General features: G+C 56.1%; 20 protein-coding genes and 4 tRNA genes. 5 read left to right on the top strand and 19 right to left on the bottom strand.

The window, feature by feature from the left end; genetic code table 11:
- Positions 1 to 64 precede the first annotated feature (64 nt).
- From clpX to BMZ67_RS08205, 7 genes are all read right to left on the bottom strand, one after another.
- Positions 65 to 1,351, bottom strand: a complete 1,287-nt coding sequence (clpX, locus tag BMZ67_RS08235; RefSeq protein ID WP_092021514.1) for an ATP-dependent Clp protease ATP-binding subunit ClpX — start codon at positions 1,349 to 1,351, stop codon at positions 65 to 67.
- Positions 1,352 to 1,430: 79 nt separating this feature from the next.
- Complete coding sequence (clpP, locus tag BMZ67_RS08230) at positions 1,431 to 2,066, bottom strand: ATP-dependent Clp endopeptidase proteolytic subunit ClpP (protein WP_092021512.1); 636 nt, start codon at positions 2,064 to 2,066, stop codon at positions 1,431 to 1,433.
- 191 nt (positions 2,067 to 2,257) lie between these two features.
- The gene (gene tig / locus BMZ67_RS08225) at positions 2,258 to 3,559 is read right to left on the bottom strand and encodes a trigger factor (RefSeq protein ID WP_092021511.1); all 1,302 of its coding nucleotides are present in this window, start codon (positions 3,557 to 3,559) and stop codon (positions 2,258 to 2,260) included.
- 231 nt (positions 3,560 to 3,790) lie between these two features.
- Positions 3,791 to 3,875: transfer RNA gene (locus BMZ67_RS08220), tRNA-Leu, on the bottom strand.
- 78 nt (positions 3,876 to 3,953) lie between these two features.
- Positions 3,954 to 4,029: transfer RNA gene (locus tag BMZ67_RS08215), tRNA-His, on the bottom strand.
- An 86-nt stretch (positions 4,030 to 4,115) separates the two neighbouring features.
- Positions 4,116 to 4,192 (bottom strand) — tRNA-Arg (locus BMZ67_RS08210).
- A gap of 33 nt (positions 4,193 to 4,225) precedes the next feature.
- Positions 4,226 to 4,302, bottom strand: a tRNA-Pro gene (locus tag BMZ67_RS08205).
- A gap of 251 nt (positions 4,303 to 4,553) precedes the next feature.
- Between BMZ67_RS08205 and folD the strand changes: the two genes are divergently transcribed.
- Positions 4,554 to 5,411 (top strand): bifunctional methylenetetrahydrofolate dehydrogenase/methenyltetrahydrofolate cyclohydrolase FolD, encoded by an 858-nt coding sequence (gene folD / locus BMZ67_RS08200; RefSeq protein ID WP_092022123.1) that lies wholly within the window; start codon positions 4,554 to 4,556, stop codon positions 5,409 to 5,411.
- A gap of 96 nt (positions 5,412 to 5,507) precedes the next feature.
- Here folD and BMZ67_RS08195 read toward each other — a convergent pair whose 3' ends face one another.
- The 3 genes from BMZ67_RS08195 to BMZ67_RS08185 form a co-directional block, all read right to left on the bottom strand.
- A complete protein-coding gene (locus tag BMZ67_RS08195) occupies positions 5,508 to 7,688 on the bottom strand; it encodes a malate synthase G (RefSeq protein ID WP_092021509.1) in 2,181 nt (726 codons plus the stop codon).
- A 77-nt stretch (positions 7,689 to 7,765) separates the two neighbouring features.
- On the bottom strand, positions 7,766 to 9,148 hold the full coding sequence (gene cysS / locus BMZ67_RS08190; protein ID WP_092021507.1) for a cysteine--tRNA ligase: 1,383 nt from the start codon (positions 9,146 to 9,148) through the stop codon (positions 7,766 to 7,768).
- A 20-nt stretch (positions 9,149 to 9,168) separates the two neighbouring features.
- Positions 9,169 to 10,851 carry a glutamine--tRNA ligase/YqeY domain fusion protein gene (locus BMZ67_RS08185; RefSeq protein WP_092021505.1) on the bottom strand — a complete coding sequence of 561 codons (1,683 nt, stop codon included), beginning with the start codon at positions 10,849 to 10,851 and terminating at the stop codon, positions 9,169 to 9,171.
- A 234-nt stretch (positions 10,852 to 11,085) separates the two neighbouring features.
- Here BMZ67_RS08185 and BMZ67_RS08180 point away from each other — a divergent pair, with 234 nt between their 5' ends.
- Entirely contained in the window at positions 11,086 to 11,595 is a 510-nt protein-coding gene (locus BMZ67_RS08180) for a peptidylprolyl isomerase (protein ID WP_092021503.1), read from the top strand.
- Entirely contained in the window at positions 11,592 to 12,320 is a 729-nt protein-coding gene (locus BMZ67_RS08175) for a UDP-2,3-diacylglucosamine diphosphatase (RefSeq protein ID WP_092021501.1), read from the top strand. The genes BMZ67_RS08180 and BMZ67_RS08175 overlap by 4 nt, the downstream gene beginning before the upstream one ends.
- Positions 12,321 to 12,377: 57 nt before the next feature.
- Here the strand turns inward: BMZ67_RS08175 and BMZ67_RS08170 are convergent, their stop codons facing one another.
- The 3 genes from BMZ67_RS08170 to BMZ67_RS08160 all read right to left on the bottom strand — a co-directional run bounded on the left by BMZ67_RS08170 (position 12,378) and on the right by BMZ67_RS08160 (position 14,949).
- Positions 12,378 to 13,103 carry a transglutaminase-like domain-containing protein gene (locus BMZ67_RS08170; protein WP_092021499.1) on the bottom strand — a complete coding sequence of 242 codons (726 nt, stop codon included), beginning with the start codon at positions 13,101 to 13,103 and terminating at the stop codon, positions 12,378 to 12,380.
- A 74-nt stretch (positions 13,104 to 13,177) separates the two neighbouring features.
- Positions 13,178 to 13,960, bottom strand: coding sequence for a helix-turn-helix domain-containing protein (locus tag BMZ67_RS08165; RefSeq protein ID WP_245749913.1), 783 nt, complete (start codon positions 13,958 to 13,960; stop codon positions 13,178 to 13,180).
- 218 nt (positions 13,961 to 14,178) lie between these two features.
- Positions 14,179 to 14,949, bottom strand: a complete 771-nt coding sequence (locus tag BMZ67_RS08160) for a ferredoxin--NADP reductase (RefSeq protein WP_092021497.1) — start codon at positions 14,947 to 14,949, stop codon at positions 14,179 to 14,181.
- Between the two features lie 113 nt (positions 14,950 to 15,062).
- Between BMZ67_RS08160 and BMZ67_RS08155 the strand changes: the two genes are divergently transcribed.
- Entirely contained in the window at positions 15,063 to 15,950 is an 888-nt protein-coding gene (locus BMZ67_RS08155) for a LysR family transcriptional regulator (protein ID WP_092021495.1), read from the top strand.
- A gap of 22 nt (positions 15,951 to 15,972) precedes the next feature.
- On the opposite strand, the gene BMZ67_RS08150 is transcribed toward BMZ67_RS08155, so the two are convergent.
- Positions 15,973 to 16,713, bottom strand: coding sequence for a substrate-binding periplasmic protein (locus tag BMZ67_RS08150; RefSeq protein ID WP_281246596.1), 741 nt, complete (start codon positions 16,711 to 16,713; stop codon positions 15,973 to 15,975).
- A gap of 182 nt (positions 16,714 to 16,895) precedes the next feature.
- Positions 16,896 to 17,504, bottom strand: coding sequence for a MiaE family protein (locus tag BMZ67_RS08145; protein WP_092021491.1), 609 nt, complete (start codon positions 17,502 to 17,504; stop codon positions 16,896 to 16,898).
- A gap of 229 nt (positions 17,505 to 17,733) precedes the next feature.
- On the opposite strand from BMZ67_RS08145, the gene acnB reads away from it, so the two are divergent.
- Positions 17,734 to 20,328 carry a bifunctional aconitate hydratase 2/2-methylisocitrate dehydratase gene (gene acnB / locus BMZ67_RS08140; RefSeq protein ID WP_092022119.1) on the top strand — a complete coding sequence of 865 codons (2,595 nt, stop codon included), beginning with the start codon at positions 17,734 to 17,736 and terminating at the stop codon, positions 20,326 to 20,328.
- A gap of 190 nt (positions 20,329 to 20,518) precedes the next feature.
- Here acnB and putP read toward each other — a convergent pair whose 3' ends face one another.
- The 4 genes from putP to mltG form a co-directional block, all read right to left on the bottom strand.
- On the bottom strand, positions 20,519 to 21,994 hold the full coding sequence (gene putP, locus BMZ67_RS08135) for a sodium/proline symporter PutP (protein WP_092021489.1): 1,476 nt from the start codon (positions 21,992 to 21,994) through the stop codon (positions 20,519 to 20,521).
- Positions 21,995 to 22,261: 267 nt separating this feature from the next.
- Positions 22,262 to 23,047 (bottom strand): helix-turn-helix transcriptional regulator, encoded by a 786-nt coding sequence (locus BMZ67_RS08130; RefSeq protein WP_092021487.1) that lies wholly within the window; start codon positions 23,045 to 23,047, stop codon positions 22,262 to 22,264.
- A 119-nt stretch (positions 23,048 to 23,166) separates the two neighbouring features.
- Positions 23,167 to 23,793 carry a dTMP kinase gene (gene tmk / locus BMZ67_RS08125; RefSeq protein ID WP_092021485.1) on the bottom strand — a complete coding sequence of 209 codons (627 nt, stop codon included), beginning with the start codon at positions 23,791 to 23,793 and terminating at the stop codon, positions 23,167 to 23,169.
- A complete protein-coding gene (gene mltG, locus BMZ67_RS08120) occupies positions 23,790 to 24,845 on the bottom strand; it encodes an endolytic transglycosylase MltG (RefSeq protein WP_092021483.1) in 1,056 nt (351 codons plus the stop codon). Before mltG ends, tmk begins: the two co-directional genes overlap by 4 nt.
- Positions 24,846 to 24,850: the final 5 nt, after the last annotated feature.

Here is a 24,850-nt window from a genome sequence, read left to right as displayed (position 1 = left end):
GAAAACAAAAAATAAAAAAGGGCGTTGCCGCCCTTTTTTATTACTTCGGTACTGCAGATATGGATCAATCGTCCGCTGAGGCCGCTTTGGCGTGATCGGTGCTCGCGTAGATCTTGAATGGCTCTGAATCACCATCAATCACACTTTCATCAATCACCACCTTGGACACGTCATTCTCAGAGGGAATCTGATACATGGTGTCCAGGAGCGTAGCCTCCATGATGGAACGCAAACCACGCGCACCGGTCTTCCGCTCCATGGCCTTGCGGGCTACCGCTCGCAGTGCGTCTTCACGGAAGTCCAGCTCGACGCCTTCCATCTCAAACAGCTTCTGATACTGCTTGGTGAGGGCGTTCTTGGGCTCCATCAGGATTTGCACCAAGGCCTCCTCATCCAGTTCCGTCAGCGTGGCGACAACAGGCAGACGCCCAACAAACTCTGGAATCAGTCCGTACTTGACCAGATCCTCGGTCTCGACGCCCTTGATGATGTCACCAGTGCTCTTGCTGTCGTCCTGGCTGACCACAGCAGCGGAGAAGCCAATACTGCTACGCTCGGAACGATCCTGGATAACCTTGTCGAGGCCCGCGAAGGCACCGCCGCAGATAAACAGGATATTGCTGGTATCAACCTGCAGGAATTCCTGCTGGGGATGCTTTCGGCCGCCCTGAGGGGGCACCGAAGCAACCGTACCTTCGATCAGCTTGAGCAGTGCCTGCTGAACACCCTCACCCGAAACATCACGGGTGATGGACGGGTTATCAGACTTACGGGAAATCTTGTCGATCTCATCGATGTACACAATGCCACGCTGGGCCTTGTCGACGTCATAATCGCACTTCTGAAGCAGCTTCTGGATGATGTTTTCTACATCCTCACCGACATAACCGGCCTCGGTCAGAGTCGTAGCATCGGCGATCGTAAACGGAACATTCAGCATGCGCGCCAGCGTTTCCGCCAACAGGGTCTTACCACTTCCGGTCGGACCAATCAGCAGGATGTTGCTCTTGCCGAGTTCGACATCGGACTTGCCTTCACCATAACGCAGACGCTTATAGTGGTTGTAAACTGCGACCGCCAGAACAATCTTGGCCCGATCCTGCCCAATCACGTACTCATTCAGGGTACGACGAATTTCTTCAGGCGTAGGCAAACGATCACTGGCTTCTTCCTGCGAACTTTCCTGAATTTCTTCACGGATTATGTCGTTACACAGGTCGACACACTCGTCGCAGATGAACACCGAGGGCCCCGCAATGAGTTTGCGAACTTCATGCTGGCTCTTGCCGCAAAACGAGCAGTACAGCAACTTGCCGTTATCGTCGCCTCTGCCGTTTCTATCATCTGCCATTGAATTACCTCTGTTCAGGGTTTGCCAGCGCGAGAACTGCCACCGCGCCGGCCGATTTTAGTGCAAATTTGTCCCAGTATTATGTATTCGGGGCGCGCTTATCAAGTATTGTGTCGATCAGGCCATATTCCTTTGCCTGCGCCGGATCCATGAAATTGTCACGTTCCGTGTCTTTTTCAATGGTCTCCAGGTCCTGACCGGTGTGCTGGGACAAAATACGGTTCAGAGTACTGCGGATTTTCAGGATCTCACGGGTGTGGATTTCGATGTCCGTGGCCTGCCCCTGATAGCCCCCCAGCGGCTGGTGAATCATGACCCGGGAATTCGGCAGACAAGCGCGCTTGCCAGGAGCCCCACCAGCCAGAAGGAATGCACCCATACTGGCCGCCTGACCTACACAAAGAGTGGAGACATCCGGCTTGATGAACTGCATGGTGTCGTAGATGGACATACCTGCCGTTACCGAACCACCCGGGCTGTTGATATAAAGATGAATGTCCTTGTCCGGGTTCTCGGATTCGAGGAACAGGAGCTGGGCCACAATCAGGTTGGCCATGTGGTCCTCGACCTGCCCCACCATGAAGATCACCCGCTCCTTGAGCAGACGGGAATAGATATCGAAAGAACGCTCGCCACGAGCAGTCTGCTCAATAACAATTGGCACCAGGCCAGAATTGGTAATGATTGCGGAACCATCATACGGTTTTTGCATCATGATACGCCTGAACTCCTTCTGGACGTTGCGTGACCTTTCCGGTCACCGGGGTTGGACCTGCTTACGTTTTATACTGATTTTTATCATTGCCAAGGCAATACTTTGCCACCCTGAGCCCCAGATGAAAACAGCCGGATAAACCGGCTGCTTCATTTGGCAGTTTTCTGGCCCTTTTTCAGGGCCAAATCCTATCAGCGCTGAGGCTGACCGGCTTTCACCGCCTCTTCATACTTCATTTTCTTTTCCTTGACCTTGGCCTGAGCCAGAACCAGGTCAACAACCGCATCTTCAACAACCACAGCTTCGATCTGAGACTTCTGCTCAGGGCTGCTGAAGTGCTCGATCACTTCTTCCGGCTGCTCGTAGGTGGAAGCGATCTCCTGGATCTTCTCCTCTACCTTGGCATCATCCGCTTTCAGGTCGTTCTTCTTGATCAGCTCTTGGAACAGCAGGCCAGTCTTAACGCGACGGGCGGCTTGATCCTGGAAAATTTCCTTCGGCAGCTGCTGGAAGTCAACCTGGCCACCAAAGCGCTGAACCGCTTCCTGACGCAGGCGGTCGATTTCCTGATCAATCAGGGCCTGGGGCACTTCCAGCTCAGTCACTTCCAGAAGGCCATCAACAACGTCGTTCTTGACCTTGTTGTTAACCGCCTGCTTCAGCTCACGCTCCATGTTCTTCTGAACTTCAGCGCGGAAAGCTTCTTCACTGTCAGCCTCAATGCCAAACTTCTTGAAGAATTCTTCGTCCAGCTCAGGCAGCTGCGGCTCCTGAACTTCGTGGATCTTGATTTCAAACTTGGCAGGCTTACCGGCCAGCTCTTCGTTGTGGTAGTCCTCAGGGAAGGTCACTTCGATTTCCAGCTCTTCGCCTGCCTTACCGCCAACAATGCCTTTCTCGAAGCCAGGAATCATCTGGCCGGAACCCAGAGTCAGGCGATGACCTTCAGCCGCACCACCTTCAAACTCCTCACCGTCGACAGAGCCTTTGAAGTCGATGGTCACAGTGTCCTTGTTCTTGGACTTGCGCTTGACGGACTTCATGGTGGCCTGCTGACGACGCAGGTTGTCAATCATGGTGTCTACGTCTTTGTCGGCAATTTCAGACACTGGCTTTTCAATGTTGATCTTGCTCAGGTCACCCAGTTCGATTTCAGGCAGCACTTCGAAGATAGCCACGAACTCAAGGTCTTTGCCCTCTTCCATGGTCTTCGGCTCAAAGCGCGGCCAGCCAGCCGGCACGATTTCCTGCTCTTCCAGGGCTTTCATGTAGTTGTCACGCATGACTTCGCCTACGATTTCCTGGCGAACGCTCGCTCCGAAACGACGCTTGACAACGCTCAGGGGCACTTTGCCCGGACGGAAGCCGTTCAGACGAACGGTACGCGCAGTCTCCTGAAGGCGTTTTTGAACCGCCGCGTCAATTTCCTGGGCGGGCACACCGATTGTCATGCGACGTTCGATGTTAGATGTCGTTTCAACAGACACTTGCATGGAAGTTCCTCGAATTACCGGTCAGTAGTGTATGAATGGTTCATCTTGACGCCTCAGGGTCACCCCTGAAAAAGCGCAAAAATTAAAAGCGGTAGTCTACCACGGAATTATCCGGAGAGAGAATCACCAAACCCGATAGATTCAGTCAGGCAGCGCGCTACCACGGAATTGGCCAAGGCGATCGAAACAAAAATAAGAGAGGGACAACAAAGAGAACAAGGAGAATAGAAATGGTGCGAAAGGAGAGACTCGAACTCTCACGGGTTGCCCCACTGGAACCTAAATCCAGCGCGTCTACCAGTTCCGCCACTTTCGCACATCGGGCACAGGACCAGATAACCTAGAAGATCATCTTAAAGTTCTGCAAACGCGGAAATCAACTCGGAAAGAAAAGTGGGGTGGACGAAGGGGTTCGAACCCTCGACCGCAGGAGTCACAATCCTGAGCTCTACCAACTGAGCTACGTCCACCACATCAGGTATCGCATTTATCGTACGACACTGCATCTTAACAACTTTGCTGGTTTGGCGAGTCCGGCACTAATCTGCGTTGAGAATGGCGCGCCCGGCAGGACTCGAACCTGCGACCATCCGCTTAGAAGGCGGATGCTCTATCCAGCTGAGCTACGGGCGCTTGACCGTTCGCCCACCTGAATATCCAGAAAAATGGTCGGGGTAGAGAGATTCGAACTCCCGACATCCTGCTCCCAAAGCAGGCGCGCTACCAGACTGCGCTATACCCCGTTTGAACTGAACAACAAGTGCCTCAGCAAAGTTGGCGCGCATATTACCCGCGAGAATCCGACTCGTCAACAAAGAATTCGGATTTTCCTGAAATTGGCGCAACTAAAGCGTAACCACCCACTGCCTTTTCACTCATTCTACCACCGGCCCGGGTTCGACTGAACATCTCGCAGCCCATCAACGGATTGGAGTCTGGGCCGAAGCATGAGACAATGCGCGCCTTTGAGATGCAGGATCGAAAAGACACCAAAATGACCGCAGAACTGATCAACGGAAAAGATATTGCTGCCCGCGTACGCCAACAAGTGGCCGCAGGCGTTCAAGCCCGTCGTGAGCAAGGCCTGAGAGCGCCAGGACTGGCCGTTGTGCTGGTCGGCAACGATCCGGCTTCCCAGGTATATGTAGGCAGCAAACGCAAAGCCTGCGAAGAGGCAGGCATTCTGTCGCTGTCCTACGACCTGCCAGCAGACACTTCCCAGGAGGCCCTGGAGGCGCTGGTCGACGAGCTGAACGAAAACCCTGCCGTTGATGGCATCCTGGTTCAACTGCCGCTACCGGAGCACCTGGACGCCGACCCGATCCTGGTCAAAATCCGCCCGGACAAAGACGTGGATGGCTTTCACCCGTTCAATATAGGTCGCCTGGTTCAGCGTCGCCCCGAACTCCGCCCCTGCACCCCCGCTGGCATTATTACACTGCTAGACAGCGTTGGTACGCCCTATAAGGGCCAGCATGCGGTCATTGTCGGCGCTTCGAATATTGTGGGCCGCCCCATGGCCATGGAATTGCTACTCAAAGGCGCCACCGTCACCATCACCCACCGATTCACCAAGGATCTCGCAAAGTTCGTCGGCGAAGCGGACATCGTCATTGCAGCCGCCGGAAAGCCCGGACTGGTCAAAGGCGAATGGATCAAACCCGGTGCCACTGTCATCGACGTGGGCATCAATCGGATGGAAGACGGAAAGCTCAAGGGCGACATTGAATTTGAACCTGCCGCTGAACGTGCAGCCTACATCACCCCGGTTCCGGGTGGCGTCGGCCCAATGACCATTGCCACCCTGCTTGAGAACACATTGTTCTCAGCCAACGAACTGCACCAGGACTAAGTCGCGTCTGACAACTGGGAGAGAGGCACCCTACCCGCCAAACTCCCAGGCAATAAAAAACCCCGCTCAATGGCGGGGTTTTTTATTGCGCTTTGCTTACTGACCGAACTTGGCTTTCGCCTTCAGACGGTAGGCATGCAGAAGCGGCTCAGTGTAGCCGTTCGGCTGCTCGCAGCCCTTCAGAACGAGAGCCATGGCAGCTTCAAAGGCGACACTTTCGTCGAAGTTCGGAGCCATGTTCCGGTAGGCCGGGTCACCAGCGTTCTGCTGATCAACCACTGCAGCCATACGCTTCATGGTTTCCTCGATCTGAGCTTCAGTGCAGATACCGTGATGCAACCAGTTGGCCAGCAGCTGAGAGGAGATCCGCAGGGTTGCACGGTCTTCCATCAGGCCAACGTTGTTGATATCAGGCACCTTGGAGCAACCAACACCCTGATCGATCCAGCGAACCACGTACCCAAGGATACCTTGGGCGTTGTTGTCCAGTTCCTGCTGGATGTCCTCGGCCGTCAGGGAAGAAGGGGCAGCCATAACCGGCACGGTCAGGATATCTTCCAGGGCAGCACGCTGGCGGTTGGCCAGTTCTTTCTGAACGTCAAACACATTCACCTGATGGTAGTGTGTCGCGTGCAGGGTGGCTGCGGTCGGGGACGGAACCCATGCAGTGTTGGCGCCAGACTTCGGATGACCGATCTTCTGCTCAAGCATGCCCGCCATCAGATCCGGCATCGCCCACATACCTTTGCCAATCTGGGCAACGCCAGAGAAGCCGGTTTCCAGACCGATATCCACGTTCCAGTTTTCGTAGGCACCAATCCAGGTGGCCTGCTTCATTTCACCCTTGCGAATGAACGGCCCCAGTTCCATGGAGGTATGGATCTCATCACCGGTACGATCCAGGAAGCCGGTGTTGATGAAGACTGCGCGATCCTTGGCAGCGTGGATACACGCCTTCAGGTTCACCGTGGTACGACGCTCTTCGTCCATGATACCCACTTTCAGGGTAAAGCGAGGCAGACCCAGTGCGTCTTCTACACGACCGAAGAATTCGTTGGTGAAGGCCACTTCCTCAGGACCGTGCTGCTTGGGCTTAACAATGTACACAGAACCCTTGGTGCTGTTCTGGAACGCGCCCTGACCTTTAAGGTCGTGGATAGCGATCAGGGAAGTGACCAGGCCATCCATCAGGCCTTCAGGCACTTCACCGCCATCATTCAGCAGGATCGCCGGGTTGGTCATCAGGTGACCCACGTTACGAACGAACAGCATACTGCGACCCTTGAGGCTCACCTCACCGCCATTGGCAGCGGTATAGACGCGGTCGCCGTTCATCTTACGGGTCATCTGCTGACCGCCCTTCTCGAAGGTTTCCTCAAGGTCACCCTTCATCAGGCCCAGCCAGTTCTTATAGGCAACGATCTTGTCGTCGGCATCAACGGCAGCCACAGAGTCTTCGCAGTCCATGATGGTGGTCAGCGCGGATTCCATCAGCACGTCCTTGACGTGAGCACCGTCGTCCTTGCCGATCGGGTGGCTCGCATCAATCTGGATCTCGAAGCGCATGCCGTTCTTGGACAGCAGCAGTCCGGTAGGCTCGTCAGCAGCGCCAACATAACCCACGAAACCAGCCTCATCCTTCAGACCGGTCACTTCACCGTTCTGCAGTTTGACGGCCAGTTTGCCACCGTCAACGAAGTACTTGGCGGCATCCTTATGGCTACCGGAAGCCAGCGGTGCAGAGCCGTCCAGCAGGTTGCGGGCCCACTCAATAACCTTGGCACCACGTACCGGATTGTAACCGCGGCCCTTTTCGGCGCCATCGTCTTCGGAGATCGCGTCAGTGCCGTAAAGTGCGTCGTACAGGCTGCCCCAGCGTGCATTGGCAGCGTTCAGCGCGAAGCGGGCGTTCATGACCGGAACAACCAGCTGCGGACCAGCCATAGTGGCCACTTCCGGATCTACATTGGCGGTGTCAATTTTGAAGTCAGCCGGCTCATCAACCAGGTAGCCGATCTCTTTCAGGAAGGACTTGTACTCGTCCATGTTGATGGCCTGGCCCTTGTGGTCCTTGTTCCAGCTGTCCATCTTTTCCTGAATGGCATCACGCTTGGCGAGCAACTCTTTGTTGCGAGGCGCCAGCTCGTGGACGATGGTGTCAAATTCTGCCCAGAACTTGTCAGCATCAACGCCGGTGCCGGGGATCGCTTCATTGTTCACGAAATCGAACAGGTTCTTTGCGACCTGCAGGCCGCCGACTTGCACGCGTTCAGTCATCGTTGTTTGCCTCAGTGGTTTTCTGTATTCACCAAAATTCGAGCGCGGTAGTGTACGTTAAATCCCGTACAAATTCATCACGCCCGGCGCCAGGTCGTCCCTTCCCGGGAATCGTCCAGAATAATGCCTTTTTCAAGCAGTTCATCGCGGATGCGATCCGCTTCGGCGAAATCACGCCCTTTCCGCGCGTCCGCCCTTGCCTGAATCAACGCTTCGATGTCCTCCGCAGAGAGATCACTGCCTGTATCCGCCTGGAAGAACGCCTCCGGGTCTTGCTGTAGCAACCCCAGAACCTTACCCAACCTCACCAGCACAGCCGCACTGTCCCGCGCCGCCTGCTCGTCACCATCACGACGACACTGATTAATGTCCGCAGCGACGGCATGCAGCACAGCAATGGCACCGGCAGTATTGAAATCATCATTCATCGCATCAGCGAAACGACGATCATGCTCGGTCTCGGCCACATCCTTTGAAGGCACCAGGCCCCGCAAAGCGTGATAGAGCTTGGTCAGGGTGCGGCCCGCTTCGGCCAGGTTGTCCTCGGAGTAATCAACCTGGCTGCGGTAATGACTGGATACCAGGAAGTAACGAACCACTTCCGCCGGGTACTTTTCCAGAATTTCCCGAATGGTGAAGAAGTTGCCCAGGGATTTGGACATCTTCTCTTTATTCACCCGAATCGCGCCGGCATGCATCCACACACGCGCAAACTCTTCGCCGGTCGCCGCTTCTGACTGGGCGATCTCGTTTTCGTGGTGCGGGAACATCAGGTCCGGGCCACCGCCGTGGATATCGAAGGTATTGCCCAGGCAGCACGTCGACATAGCGGAACACTCGATATGCCAGCCAGGACGCCCGTCACCCCAGGGCGATGACCAGCTAACCTCACCTTCCTTTGCCGCCTTCCACAACGCGAAATCAGCCGGACTGCGCTTGGCAGCCTCAACATCGACCCGCGCCCCGGCGAGCAGGTCTTCCAGCTTCTTCTTGCTGAGTTTGCCGTAGCCCTTGAACGAATCAACCGCAAAGTACACATCACCGTTATCAGCGGCATAGGCGTGTCCCTTGCTGATCAGCACCCGGATCATCGCGATGATGTCGTCAATATGGGCGGTCGCCCGCGGCTCCTCGGTCGGAGACAACACGCCCAGCCGAGCCTCATCCTCATGCATGGCCTGAATCATCCGCTGGGTCAGGTCCGTGTACACCTCACCATTTTCATCAGCGCGTTTGAGGATCTTGTCGTCAATATCCGTGATGTTGCGAACGTAGTGCACATCGTAGCCACTGTGACGCAGATAGCGGGTAATGACATCGAACGCCACCAGCACCCGGGCATGCCCAAGATGACAATAGTCGTAAACGGTCATGCCGCAAACGTACATCCGGACCTTGCCGGACTCCAGAGGCTGAAGCTCTTCCTTCTGTTGGGACAGGGTGTTGTAAATTCGGATCACAGTTCGGCCTTATCGGGCAATCAGGATTTGTTTTTATCGCCGCCCCAGGAATCCCTGAGGGTGACGGTACGGTTGAATACCAGTCGGCCAGCGACCGAGGCATCTTCGTCACAGAAGAAGTACCCTTCCCGCTCAAACTGATAAGGCAGGTCGTAACGGGGCTGCGCCAGACTCTTTTCAACCCGGGCGCCAGTAATCTGGGTCAACGACTCAGGATTGAGGTGGTCCACAAAATCCCCCTCTTTGTCGCTGTCCGGGGACTCGTGGTTGAACAGCCTGTCGTACAGGTTGATGTCAGCCTCAACGCTGTCGATCTCCGATACCCAGTGGATCACGCCGTTGGCCTTATAGCCCTCAGGATTTACCCCAAGGGTGTTGGGATCGTACTCACACTTCAGCTCAACGATCTCTCCGGCCTCGTCACGCACAATCTCGCGGCAAGTCATTACATACCCACCACGGAGGCGTACCGCCTGATCAGGCGCCAACCGCTTCCACTTGCGAGGAGCTTCCTCAACAAAGTCTTCGCGGTCGATAAAGAGCGTCCGGGTCCAGGGAACCTCGCGGGTGCCCATGCTTTCATTCTGCGGGTGAACCGGCAGGGTCAGCGTTTCGCTCTGCCCTTCCGGGTAGTTTGTCAGCGTCACCTTAAGCGGGCGCATCACACACATGGCACGAGGCGCACGAGCGTTCAGGTCTTCCCGGATGGCGAACTCCAGCATTCCTACATCAACAGTACCGCCCGCTTTGTTCACGCCAATCATGTCGCAGAAGTTGCGAATGGATTCCGGTGTGTAGCCACGGCGGCGCATACCGGAAATCGTTGGCATCCGCGGATCATCCCAGCCCGCCACATGCCCTTCATCAACCAGGCGCTTGAGCTTACGCTTGCTGGTAATGGTGTAGTTCAGGTTCAGGCGGGCAAATTCGGTCTGGTGTGGCCGCGCCGGTGGCGTGATGTTGTCCAGAACCCAGTCGTACAGCGGACGATGGTCCTCAAACTCCAGAGTACACAGAGAATGGGTAATTCCTTCCATGGCATCGGAAATCGGATGGGTAAAGTCGTACATCGGGTAGATGCACCACTTGTTTCCGGTCTGGTGGTGCTCTGCGTAACGGATTCGATACAGGATCGGATCACGCAGGTTCATGTTGGGCGATGCCATATCGATCTTGGCCCGCAGCACCAACGCCCCGTTTTCGAACTTGCCGTCACGCATTTCCTGAAACAGCTTCAGGCTCTCTTCCACCGGACGATCCCGATCGGGACTGTTGCGCCCTGGCTCCTTCAGGTTACCCCGGTATTCGGCCATCTGTTCCGCCGTCAGTGAACAGACGTAGGCCTTGCCTTTCTCGATCAGCTCAACGGCAAAATCGTAGATGGCATCAAAGTAATCCGACGCATAGTGAATGTCGCCCGCCCACTCATAGCCCAGCCATTGCACATCCTTGCGGATGGCATCAATGTACTCTTGGGACTCCTTCTCCGGGTTGGTGTCGTCAAACCGAAGGTTGCACTCCCCCGCAAAGGTCTCGGCAATACCGAAGTTCAGACAGATCGACTTGGCATGACCTACGTGCAGGTAGCCATTGGGCTCTGGCGGAAAACGGGTAACCACCTTGCCGGTGTGCTTGCCACTGCTGATTTCATCATTGATCAGGCTTTCGATAAAGTTGTGGGCTTTCTTGGAATCGGCGCTCATACGATCTCAATTAAGTGGAACGTTGAATTAAAGAACGCATTATACGCATTCGGGTGCTACGAATAACCCCATCGCGGCAACGACCCAACCGAATCATCCCGCTTCTTTGTTTCAAGCCTCGCCGGTTCGACTCATTGATCATGCACAGACGCCAACTCTTACGTACAATAGCTGGCTATGGTCGTATTTTACGATCCACAAAAATTCCTCATTAACAGCGACAGGAACCCCCTAATGATTCTGCTGACAACCAATCACGGCGACATCAAGATCGAACTCGACTACGAGAAGGCCCCCGAAACTGCCAAAAACTTTGAACAATACGTTCGCGATGGTTTCTTCGATGGCCTGATCTTCCACCGCGTGATCAGCAACTTCATGATTCAGGGCGGTGGTTTTGAGCCGGGCATGCAGCCGCGCAAAACCCGGGAACCAATCAAGAACGAAGCCAACAACGGTCTCAGCAACATGACTGGCACCATCGCCATGGCCCGCACCATGGATCCTCACTCGGCTACGGCCCAGTTCTTCATCAACGTTCAGGACAATGGCTTCCTGGACCACACCGCAGAAACCGCTGAAGGCTGGGGTTATTGCGTGTTCGGTAAAGTGGTTGAAGGTATGGACGCGGTTAACCAGATCCGCGCTGTACGCACCACTATGCGTGCAGGCCACCAGGACGTTCCTGCCGATGACGTTGTCATCGAGAAGGCTGAGATTCTGGAGGATGGGGGCGCAGCGTGACCACGCTGCTCATTTCCGACCTGCACCTTGAGGAAGCCCGCCCGGATATTACCCGGGCGTTTCTGGGCTTCCTTGAGCAAAAAGCGCACGGTATCGATCAGCTGTACATACTCGGTGATTTCTTCGAAGCCTGGATTGGCGACGACGAACACACGCCGCTACAGGATGAAGTCGCGCAGGCGCTCAAGGCCGTCAGCGACAGTGGCACTCAGTTGTACCTGATGCACGGTAACCGGGACTTTCTGATCGGCGAGGAGTTTTGTGCTCGTGTTGGAGCGACCCTGCTGGACGACCCGTCTGTGGTGGACCTCTACGGAACCTCCACCCTGCTGATGCACGGCGACAGCCTGTGCACCGCCGACGTGGAGTACCAGAAGTTCCGTACGACCATGCGCAATCGCCAGTGGCAGACCCTATTCCTGCAACGGCCATTGGCCGATCGCCAGACCACCGCCCGCCAGCTTCGTGAAATCAGCATGGCGAAGAACAAGGGCAAGGAAATGGCGATCATGGATGTGACGCCCGAGGAAGTGATCAGCGTCATGGCCGACCATGGCGTTCTTCGACTGATCCATGGACACACCCACCGCCCTGCCATCCACGCCGTTGATATTGACGGTCAGGCCGGCCAGCGCATTGTGCTGGGTGACTGGGACAAAGCCCTTTGGTGGGTTGAAGTCCAGCCCGGGCAGGAGCCAGAGCTGAAGCAAGCGCCGCTGCAGTAACCCGCGGTTCGGGCGGATCACCCTTTGGCTGGTCCGCCCTTTCGCCCGCTCACTTTGTCAGGCAATCCCACGGACTCGAATGCGCCGTACGTTCCAGTTCATCAGATGCCTGAACAGCGCCCGGTACAACAAGCGACGCAACCCGGTCAGGTTACTCCCCTTCTCCCGATAAAAATCATCCGGCTGGGCATAGACGCCGAAATCGTCGGCAATCCCCTCTTTCTGGATATAGGTGTTGCTTCCCGTCCATTCATTATCAGGGGCCTTCAAGCAGGTCGTTGCAATGCCATAGGCGCTGAAGGACTCGCACTCATCAGCGAACCGCCTTTGAACCTGCGCCAGGTAAGGCTTGTCGATGATGTACCCCTCCACTTCAAGCCAGCGCCCACCTATCCAAACCTCAACCCAGCTGTGGATGATTCGCTCTGGCGCCAGCCTGAACAGGTAATTGGGGATGGCCCCTTTCTGGAGTTCGTTATAGATGGTGAAGCCATGGAAGCGAGTTGGGATACCGACTGCCCTGAGCAAGGCCATCAAAAGCGTTCCCTTGGTATTGCACTGACCGTATCCATCGCGTAACACCGCGCTGGCACTCAAGGTATCGTCGCGATTGTAACCAAAAGCGACCTGATCCCTGACAAACAAATAGATCTCCCTGGCCGCATTATCCTGGGAAAGGTTCGCCCACCCACGCAGCTCAATAAGGCGCTGTATGTCATCGCTCTGAAAATCCAGCATTGGTGTGGGTTTCAGGTAGTTCTGGTGTTGGGCTTGTGCTGTCATGGTGTGGTTTCCTCACTCTGTTTGCACTCAGCATAGGAAAACCCACCAGCAAGAACTTGAATAAACCGGCTATCTCACCGGAACAAGGCCAGCGCCTCACGAATCGCCATCCCGAAAGACTTCCGGAATGTTCGGCTCAGGTGGGCACTGTCAGAAAAGCCCGCCTCATATGCGGCTTCGGTCGCCGTACGTCCGCCACCCATGGCATTGACAGCGCAGAGTAGTCGGCGCCAGAGCAGATAAGGCCGCCAGGCAATCCCCATCTGTTCACGGAACAAGTGCAAAAAGCGGCCCTCCGACAGGTTCAAAGACTCCGCGACCTCTGACGCCCGCCAATGTTCAGGCTTCAGACACCGGTCGGCGAAGCAGGCATCCAACCTCGCCAGCAGGCTCGCAATCCGCCGATCATCAACCTGGACCCGGGGCTCACAACTGACCCGCGAGCTCCCGTCGCCCAGCGCTCGCCGAAGATGGGGCAATACTCCCAACACATGACGGTTGGGCGCCATCAGCTCAAACAGCTCCGGCAAGCCCTTAATGCCCCGGCACCGGTGGCCGGAAAGGTAGTCGGTCAGCAGCTCCCCCCAGTCCGATTGCGGCTCCAGCAAAAGGATCAGCCCCTGCTGCATCTTGAGGCGATGGCTTTCTCCCGAGGCGATAACCACGGGCCCCCGCTCAACGCGCTCCCCAATCGCCAACTCACACCCTGAATGCGGCCAAACCACCTGGATTGCATGATGCGCATGATTTTCCGCATCCAGTGCGCCGCCCACGACCAGCAGCATTCCTGGCCGCAGGTGCACACTCAGAGCCAGGCCCGCCGGCTCAGCCATGGTCGAGGAGTTGCAAGAGGTCATCAGTCACATCCATCGGTAATATCGTGCCAGGGTCTGTTTCGCACTGACGGGATGGATACCACTTACCCAGTTATCCTCCCTGCCGAATGACCCATGGTAGTTCAGGCACCGATATTCAGGAAAGCCAGCCGACTGGTCGTAGTGCGCTAGCTTGAATACAAGAAAACCCCTGAGCTGATCACCCAGGGGTTTTCTTGAACGACAGGCCGTTGGGCAGATTACTGCTCTACAAACGCCCGCTCGATAACGTAGTGCCCCATATTACCCTGACGGGCTTCCTCGAAACCGAGATCGTTCAGAATGGCGCAGGTATCCTTAAGCATGCTGGGACTACCGCAGATCATGAATCGATCATTTTCAGGGTCAAGGTCCGGCAACCCCAGATCCTGCGTCAACTTGCCATTGGCCATGGCATCCGTCAGGCGACCCTGGTTACGGAAGGCTTCCCGGGTCACCGTTGGGTAGTACAGCAGTTTCCCCTGGACCATTTCGCCAAAGAATTCGTTATCCGGCAGGTCGGTAATTTCCTGCTGGTAGGCGAGTTCACTGGTGTAGCGAACACCGTGGGTCAGGATAACCTTGTCAAAGGCATCGTAGACCTCGGGGTCTTTGATGATGCTCATAAAGGGCGCCAACCCAGTGCCGGTAGAAATCAACCAGAGGTTCTTGCCAGGCAACAGATTATCGAGAATCAGGGTGCCGGTTGGCTTCCGGCTAACCAGGATTTCATCGCCAACCCGAATCTTCTGGAGGCGTGAGGTCAGCGGACCATCAGGAACCTTGATTGAAAAGAACTCCAGCTCCTCCTCGTAGTTGGCACTGGCGATACTGTAGGCACGCATCAGCGGCTTGCCATCGGTCTCCAGGCCAATCATCACGAAGTGCCCGTTCTTGTAACGAAACCCGGGGTCTCTGCTGGTTTTGAAGCTGAACAGGGTGTCGTTCCAGTGGTGGACGCTGGTAACGGTTTCTTTCATCAAATTGCTCATGGTCTCGCCCGTAAGGTGATTAGTTACCAATTGAAGATTGAAAGCATCTTACCCCAGGGTTAACCTATCGATGAAATGGGATATTTTCATAACCTTATTCGGAATATTCGATTATGAGATACAGTTTTCGCCAGCTTGAAGTGTTCTTGGCCGCCGCCCATTTCCAGAACATCACCAAGGCCGCAGAATCGCTCGCCATGTCTCAGTCTGCAGCAAGTAGTGCGCTGAAGGAGCTGGAAAGCCAGTTTGATATTCAGCTCTTTGACCGTGTGGGCAAGCGGCTCCAGCTGAACGAGCTGGGGCGCCTCTACCGCCCCAAAGTCGAAGCATTGCTGGCGCAAGCCGGCGAGCTGGAGCAGGCTCTTGCCAAACACACGGAGGTCGGCGCCCTTAAAGTCGGCGCGACACTGACCATTGGCAACTATCTGGCGGTTGGGATCATGGCCAAGTACATGACCTCAGAATCCCAGCCCCGGGTATCACTGGAAGTGGCGAACACACGCACCATTGCCCAGCGGGTCATCGACTTTGAACTGGATATCGGGTTGATTGAAGGGGAGCTGCAATCCTCAGAGCTTGAGGTTATCCCCTGGCTATCTGATGAACTGGTGGTGTTCTGCTCGCCAGACCATCCGCTCGCCAGAAAAAAGCCATTGACGGACAATGACCTGAGAAAGGCCACCTGGATCATGCGGGAACCCGGTTCCGGCACCCGACAGACCGTCGAGCGAGGCATGCACGGCATTTTGCCGGATATGAACATCTTGCTGGAGCTGGAACACACTGAAGCGATCAAGCGGGCGGTTGAAGCGGGACTGGGTATTGGCTGCCTGTCACGGGTCTGTCTTGCCGACGCGTTCCGCCGGGGCAGCCTGGTTCCACTGGACGTTCCTGACCACCGCAGGTTCGATCGCCAGTTCTACTTTATTCTCCACAAACAAAAATACCGGAGCGCAGGTATCGATCGCTGGATTGCCCTCTGCCGGGAACTGGAAAGCTAAGCTAAGCATCTGTCCGGGACGGTCAGGAGTCGGCCCCTTCCCCACCACTGAAGCCGTACCGTCTCATGAGGGACCGATAGGCTTCCGAATTCACATAAGACTCGATCGCTTCGTCAATAACCTTGAGATCCTCAAGGGTGGTCGATTTCGCACTCAATAGCAGGTGCACCACATCGGAACTCAGGCGGTGACGGTGCACAGCGATTCTGTGGCCAAGTCCCAGGCTGCCAGCCGTCACATGCAAGCTGACGGCATCTCCGACAATGGCATCGATGCGGCTTAACTCCAGCATACCGATAAGCCGCTCCACATCCTGAACAAGAATCAACCGGTTACTTCGGTAGAGCGAGTCCTGATCAAGCGCCCCATACTCCTCACCATAGTAGCCACCATTGACCGCCCCAAGCACTACCGGGTATGACGACATGAGCTCCTGTAAACTGCTTGCACGCAGGCGATCCCGGTCCGCCGCCCGAGTGACCAGCACGATCTCCTCAGGCCGATAACTACGGGTAAAACGACCATAGCGCTGTCTTTCGGGCGTAATTGACGCCCCTGTCACCAGGTCAACTTCTCCGTTTTCCAGGCCAACCAAGGCCCTTTTGGAAGGATGCTCAACAAACACATAATCGCACCCGGCCTGGTCAAGGATCCCCTTGATCAACTCATAATCCAGACCGGCCATCGCACCGGTCTGATCCCGATACATATAGGGCTTCCAAGAGGCCTGATTAACAACCAGCGTCTTAGAGCATTCGGCCATTGCCTGAGTGCTGAGTGCACCCGTTATCGCAAAGCAAATGGCGGCATAAAGATTCTTCAGGGAGCGTTCCATTGACTATCAGCCATCACAGGGCATCACTGCCCTGCCCACCAGATCATTAATTTCCATATTTCCCTGCGGGCCCTCCGGGCACAACCCAATCACATCTGCCCCGCCTGAAATCAGCCTGGAACGGGTCCACTATGAAAGCGAAACTCGGTGTCCGGCTCTTCAATCAGTGCCCTTTCGATCTCCAAAAAAGTTGCCAGGCGATCGTTGATGGACTCTCCCGCCGCTTTTTCCGCCAGGGCCAGGTAGTCCTGATAGTGGCGGGCCTCTGACTTGAGCAGGCTGTTGTAGAAGTCTGCCAGCTTTTCGTCCAGGTGAGGAGCCAGGGCCGCAAAACGCTCACAGGAGCGGGCTTCAATAATCGCCCCCACGATCAACACATCCACCAGCCGGCCCGGGTCTTCCGCCCTCACCTCCTGACGCAACCCGGAGGCATAGCGGGCAGGCGTCAGGTGATCATAGGCAACCCCACGCTTCTTCATGATCGCCAGCACCTGTTCGAAGTGCCGTAGCTCCTCCCTGGCCAGCCGCGACATTTTGTTGAGTAGGTCCGTGTTGTCGACGTAACGATACATCAGGCTCAACGCCGTGGAAGCCGCCTTCTTTTCACAATGAGCATGGTCAATCAGCATCAGGTCCTGATTGGCCAGGGCGTTCTCAATCCACCGCGCCGGGGTACGGCAGGGAAGGAATTCATGGATGGCATCAAGTGCGGATGTCATAGGTGTCGTCGGGCCGTAAATGAAAGAAGCCTGCGATTATACACGATTGACAAACGGCTATAGACCACCGTCCAGCTTAACTTTCAACATCGATTCCTATAGAATGCGGCGCCAGTTAGGGAGCGTCCGGATAGCTTTCGGAGTACCTCCACGGCCTGTTCGCCATAAAACTCCCGCCAGGCAAAGATGCTGTAGGCGCGGGACATTCCAACTGATGAGGGTCCATATCGTGTTAGAAGCCTATCGTGAACACGTTGCAGAACGCGCGGCTCTGGGCATTCCCCCCAAGCCCCTGAACGCTGAGCAAACTGCAGCTCTGGTTGAGCTGGTTAAGAACCCGCCTGCCGGCGAAGAAGAAACCCTGGTAGACCTGCTTGAAAACCGCATCCCGCCGGGCGTTGACGAAGCTGCCTACGTAAAAGCCGCTTTCCTGACCGCCATCGTTAAGGGCGAAACTTCTTCCCCGCTGGTCAGCAAAGAAAAAGCCGTTCAACTGCTGGGCATGATGCAGGGCGGCTACAACATCGCCACTCTGGTTGAGCTGCTGGACAACGCTGAACTGGCCGAACTGGCTGGCGCGCAGCTGAAGAAGACCCTGCTGATGTTTGACGCGTTCAACGACGTCAAAGAGCGGATGGACGCTGGCAACGCTGTCGCCAAGGCCGTTATGGAATCCTGGGCGAATGCCGAGTGGTTCACCGGCAAGGACAAAGTTGCTGAAAGCATGAAGATGGTCGTGTTCAAGGTGACTGGCGAAACCAACACCGACGACCTGTCTCCGGCTCCGGATGCCTGGTCCCGCCCGGACATCCCGCTGCACGCACGTGCCGCCTACAAAATGACCCGTGACGGCCTGAACCCGGAAGAGCACGGCGTGACTGGCCCAATGGCCCAGATCGAAGAAATCAAGGCCAAAGGCCTGCCAGTTGCCTTCGTTGGTGATGTGGTTGGTACCGGTTCTTCCCGTAAGTCTGCCACCAACTCCGTACTGTGGTTCTTCGGTGACGACATTCCTGGCGTACCGAACAAGCGCGGCGGCGGTGTCTGTATCGGCAGCAAGGTTGCCCCAATCTTCTTCAACACCATGGAAGACGCTGGCGCCCTGGTTTTCGAAGCCCCGGTTGACAACATGAACATGGGCGACGTGATTGAGATCCGTCCTTACGAGGGCAAGATCCTGAACGAAGCCGGTGACGTGATCTCCGAGTACAAGTTCAAGTCCGACGTGATCTTGGACGAAGTTCAGGCTGGCGGCCGTATCCCGCTGATCATCGGTCGTGGTCTGACCAACAAGGCCCGCGAAGCGCTGGGTCTGGGTGCGACTGACACCTTCCGTCTGCCGGTTGATCCGGAAGCTGGCACCAAGGGCTTCACCCTGGCCCAGAAGATGGTTGGTAAAGCCTGCGGTCTGGAAGAAGGCCAAGGCGTACGCCCGGGCACCTACTGCGAGCCGAAGATGACCACCGTTGGTTCCCAGGACACCACTGGCCCGATGACCCGTGACGAGCTGAAAGACCTGGCATGTCTGGGCTTCCAGGCTGACCTGGTTATGCAATCCTTCTGTCACACTGCGGCTTATCCGAAGCCGGTTGACGTTGAAATGCAGCACACTATGCCGGACTTCATCCAGACCCGTGGCGGTGTTGCCCTGCGTCCGGGCGACGGCATCATCCACTCCTGGCTGAACCGTATGCTGCTGCCGGACACCGTCGGTACCGGTGGTGACTCCCACACCCGTTTCCCGATGGGCATCTCCTTCCCGGCCGGCTCCGGTCTGGTGGCTTTCGCAGCCGCTACCGGCGTAATGCCACTGGATATGCCTGAGTCCGTACTGGTTCGCTTCAAAGGCGAAATGCAGCCGGGCATCACCCTACGTGATCTGGTACACGCCATCCCGCTGTACGGCATCAAGCAAGGCATCCTGACTGTTGAGAAGAAAGGCAAGATCAACGAATTCTCTGGCCGCATTCTGGAGATCGAAGGTCTGGAGCAGCTGACCGTTGAACAGGCATTCGAACTGTCTGACGCGTCTGCCGAGCGTTCCGCAGCCGGCTGTACCATCAACCTGTCTGAAGATTCGGTTGCTGAGTACCTGCGCTCCAACATCACCATGCTGCGCTGGATGATTGCAGAAGGCTACGGCGATCCACGTACCCTGGAGCGTCGCGCCAAGGCCATGGAAGAGTGGCTGGCCAACCCGAGCCTGATGCGTGCCGACAACGACGCCGAATACGCTCACGTCATCGAGATCGATCTGGCCGACATCAAAGAGCCGATCGTATGCTGCCCGAACGACCCGGACGATGCCAAGTTCCTGTCCGAAGTGGCTGGCGACAAGGTTGACGAAGTGTTCATCGGTTCCTGCATGACCAACATCGGCCACTTCCGCGCTGCTGGTAAGCTTCTGGAACAACACAAAGGCCCGCTGAGCACCCGCCTGTGGATGTCTCCGCCGACCAAGATGGACCAGGCCCAGCTGATGGAAGAAGGTTACTTCAACACTTACGGCACGGCCGGTGTTCGCACCGAAATGCCGGGCTGTTCACTGTGTATGGGTAACCAGGCACGTGTAGCTCCTCAGACTACCGTACTGTCCACATCTACCCGTAACTTCCCGAACCGTCTGGGTGATGGTGCCAACGTGTACCTGACCTCTGCGGAACTGGCTGCGGTAGGTGCAGTGCTCGGTAAACTGCCGACCCCGGCAGAGTACATGGAGTACGCGCAGAACCTGAACAGCATGTCGAAAGAGATCTACAAGTACCTCAACTTCGACAAGATGGAGGAGTACACCAAGAAGGCTGCCGAAGCGAACGTTGAGTAAGCTTTAGCCTGAACGGTGAAAAATCCAGAAACGCCAGCCTCCGGGCTGGCGTTTTTTATGGCCAACTCCGGCCGCCCCAGCCATTCGCCCCCGCTCACCTATCCCAACACGGCCACTCCCCCTCGACGGAGACCGGGCACAAAAAAAGAGGCCCGAAGGCCCCTTTTTCATTCTCCAGAACAGGTATCGATCAGGAGCCCATGGCCCGATCAAATGATTCCTGGATCTTTTCATCCGGCTCTTCGGTGGCCAGCGATACCCCAATAATGGCAATCGTGGCGAAGATAAAGCCAGGGATAATCTCGTACAGGTCAAGAATACCGCCAGACAGGTTGCCCCAGACCACTACGGTAACACCACCAACCACGATACCAGCGATGGCACCAGCGCGAGTCATACGCTTCCAGTACAGCGACAGGATCAACGCGGGACCAAACGCCGCACCGAAACCAGCCCACGCATAAGACACCAGCTCAAGCACTTTGCTGTCCGGGTTGAATGCGAGGATGCAGGCAATGGTCGCGATGCCCATGACCGCGAAACGACCAACCCAGACCAGCTCGCCCTGGGAAGCCTCTCGACGGAACAATGCCTTGTAGAAATCCTCAGCCAGTGCAGAAGAAGACACCAGCAGTTGGGAGTCCGCCGTACTCATGATTGCGGCCAGAATGGCAGCCAGCAGAATACCGGCAATGATAGGATGGAACAGCGCGTCAACCAGCAGCATGAAAGCCCGCTCTCCGTCGTCCAACGGAGTGTCAAAGTAGCCAATGGCCGCAAAGCCAACCAGCAGCGCCCCCAACAACGCCAACCCAGTCCAGATCACAGCAATGCGACGGGCCGCCGGGATATCATCCTCGCTACGGATTGCCTTGAAGCGAGCCAGAATGTGCGGCTGGCCAAAGTACCCCAACCCCCACCCCAGCAGGGACAAGATGGCGATCAATGACATCGCACTACCATCACTGCTCGTCAATGCATCCAGGAATTCCGGATTCTTCAGCTCCATCGCAGCCTGGGTTGCTCCCCAGCCACCATCTGCATTGATCGCAATAATCGGCACCAGCAGCAAAGCTGCAAACATTAGCAGGCCCTGGATAACATCCGTCCAGGCAACAGCAAGGAAACCACCGAAGAAGGTGTAGGACACCACGGCCAGGGTTCCGACAACAACTGCAGTTTGGTAGTTAAGACCAAATACCGTCTCGAACAGCTTGCCTCCTGCAACCAACCCGGAACTGGTATAGAACAGGAAGAAGAGAAGAATGAAGAAGGCAGAGACAACCCGCAAAACCCGGGATGTGTCGTGAAAGCGGTTCTCGAAGAATGAGGGTAATGTCAGCGAGTCACCGGCCGCATAGGAGTAGATCCGAAGACGCTTGGCAACAAACAGCCAGTTCAGCCAGGTGCCAGCCAGCAGACCAACGGCGATCCAGATCGCTTCATAGCCGGCCGCATAGGCATAACCCGGCAAACCGAGCAGCAACCAGCCGCTCATATCAGACGCCCCGGCGCTCAGCGCCGATGGCAGGGGGCCAAGGCTGCGCCCGCCAAGAATGTAGTCGGAGAGGTTGGAGGTTCGTCGATAGGCAACGTAACCAATACCCAACATCAATAGAATATATACGACAAATGTCAGGCTTACGCCCAAGTTGCCATCAATCATTGTAATTGTCTCCCAATGCGCTGTGCTCGCTAGTTGTTTTGGAGTTCCGGTATCGGATGTACAGGCGTCACCGGAGCAAAAAAGCATCAGCAACGGCACCAACATCAGATCTTCGCCACACCAAGTGATAGCAGTGAAGCGTCCATTCCGACTGCCGTGGATTGGCTAACCTATTAAGTTAGTCTGGAATGCCCTTCCAGAATTGCAAATTCCTACGGAATCTTTTCAAAACCATCCGATAGTTCGAACCGGTGGTTTTAGGCGGGGTCAATGATCAACTTTAGCGGCAGCACGGACGCTGGAAGGCACTGTCCCACAGTGCTTTCGCATCGCGTTGGTCAATGCACTCTGACTGGAAAAGCCGGTTCGGTAGCTGATCTCGGATACCGGCAATTGGGAACCACTTAACAGCTGAATAGCCTGTTCAAGTCGAATCTGAAGGAGGAATTGGTGGGGGGAAACGCCGGTCAGGCTGCGGAATATCTCGTGGAAGCGGCTTACACTGAGGCATGCCACATTCGCCATGTCCTGGACGGTAATTTTGCGGTGAAGGTTATCCATGATGAAGCGGCGAATGGTATCCGGACTAAGCCCGGTTCGGCTGGACGCTACCGGATAAGGCCTTTGGGCAACCCGTTCGACCAAGCAGTGGAGTATTCCGGCCGACAGGTGACGACGCAGAGCCAGGTTGTCCGGTGCCCGATCAAATTCACCAGCACAGAACTGGACTAACCCCTGCAGTTTGTTATCCAGCGCTACGGTACGTGGGCGCTCGAACAGCCCTGCCATCCCTTCGTAATCGGCATGGTCGGGTGAGTTAAATGCCGGGATATAGGGATCAAGGTTAATCACCAGGACATGGTTTTGGTGATCCCCCCGATAATCATGACGAATCTCTGTAGGTACCAGGCAAGCGCTCCAGGTATCCAGCACTGAGCCGAAACCATCGACGCACAGTTCTGCGTTACCCCGCACACCAATGACAAGCTGGTGGTAGTCATGCCGATGCTGGTGGGAGGCCTCGGGCAACTTGAGCAGGCTGGCATTCAACATAGGCCGACAACGCTATACAGACACAATTCATTCAGGATGCGAACAGTTTGTGTCATAAATCCGCCATTTTCAACGACGGTTTATGCGTATAGTTCTAAAATCAGACGGCGAGAGAAAACCTATTGACGAAGGCTTTGCAGGATAGCGGCGACACTTGCAGTCACCTCAGCCAGCGGGCGGGCAGCATCAACCACATGATAACGTTCAGGGGAGCGCTGTGCCCGCTCCAGGTAACACGCCCGGATACGCTCGAAAAACGCCACTTCTTCCCGCTCAAAACGATCCAGCTCGCCTCGACGGGTCGCACGCGCCATGCCTGTTTCAACCGGAGCATCCAGCAGGATCACATGATCCGGCCGTACTGCCTGTTGCACCAACGATTCCAGTGCCGCAATACGCTCCTCTGGCACGCCCCGCCCGGCTCCCTGATAGGCAAACGTGGCATCGGTAAAGCGATCACAAAGCACCCAACTGCCTCGTTCTAATGCCGGGAGAATCCGGCCGTAGAGATGTTGGGCCCTTGCGGCGAACATCAGCAGCAGCTCCGTCGTCTCATGAACCGCCTCGTCCCGCGGAGCCAGTAAAAGCTCCCGAATGGCTTCCGCCATCGGCGTCCCCCCCGGCTCCCGGGTGACGATGACATCCACCCCGGCAGATCGCAGAGCATCAGCTGCGAGGGCGATCTGGGTTGATTTTCCAACGCCTTCGGAACCTTCAAAGGTGATGAACTGGCCCCGTTTGGTCACGGCTGAGCCTCACTGGTCTGCGGTGGTGGCGAAGACCGGTAGTCTTCACGTCGGTTGAGCTGATACTCACGAACAGCCTGCTGATGCTCACGCAGGCTGTTAGAAAACTTGTGGGTGCCGTCACCCCGGGCCACAAAATACAATGACTGCCCTTCCTCCGGATGCAGGGCAGCATGGATAGCCTCACGCCCCGGAAGCGCGATGGGGGTTGGCGGCAATCCATTGATTCGGTACGTGTTATAGGGGGTGTAGCGTCGCAGGTCACGACTGGTAATCCGGCCCCTGTAGTCCTCGCCCATACCATAGATCACGGTCGGGTCGGTTTGCAGCCGCATCCCCTTGTTCAATCTCCGGACGAACACCCCGGCAATCTCGCCCCGCTCATATGGAACACCGGTTTCCCGCTCGACAATGGAGGCCATGATCAACGCCTCATAGGCGGAATCGTAGGGCAACCCTTCGGCCCGTTCGCTCCACTCCTCTTCAAGCACCCGGTTCATGGTGTCGAAGGCCCGCCGAAGCAGATCCAGGTCTGAATCCTGGCTGTGATAGAGGTAGGTATCCGGGAAGAAGCGGCCTTCGGGGTGTTCACCAGCAGCGCCAAGCTCAGCCATGACCTGCTCATCCGTCCAATCCGTTGTCAGGTGGCGCAGACGTTCCCCTTTAGCCAATGCAGCCCGCAGATCACGAAACGTCCAGCCCTCAATAAACTGCATGGACCAGCTCTTGGTATCTCCATCCACCACAGCCTGCACCATAGCGAGTGCACTCATGCCGTCAGTGAATTCGTATTCTCCCGCTTTGATGTGGAGCTGATTGGGGAAAAGCCGCCCGTGAATACGCAGCCAAAGGGAGCGCTCAACAAAGCCTTCCACTTCCATCTTTCTGGCAAGCTGGGAAAATGACATACCGCTCGGCACATCAAACAGCTGAGGCTCAGACAACGAAATCGGAGTCTCCAGGGTCTTGAGCCCCTGCCAACCCCATAACATGGTGCCAGCGGAAGCCAGAATCACAATACAAACAAGGGCAATAAACAGGCGTCGAAACAAGGGCT

Source organism: Marinobacter zhejiangensis (assembly GCF_900114775.1).
Classification (GTDB): Bacteria; Pseudomonadota; Gammaproteobacteria; order Pseudomonadales; family Oleiphilaceae; genus Marinobacter; species Marinobacter zhejiangensis.
Note: the sequence above shows the minus strand (reverse complement) of the source record. Positions and strands in the feature narration are given on the sequence as shown.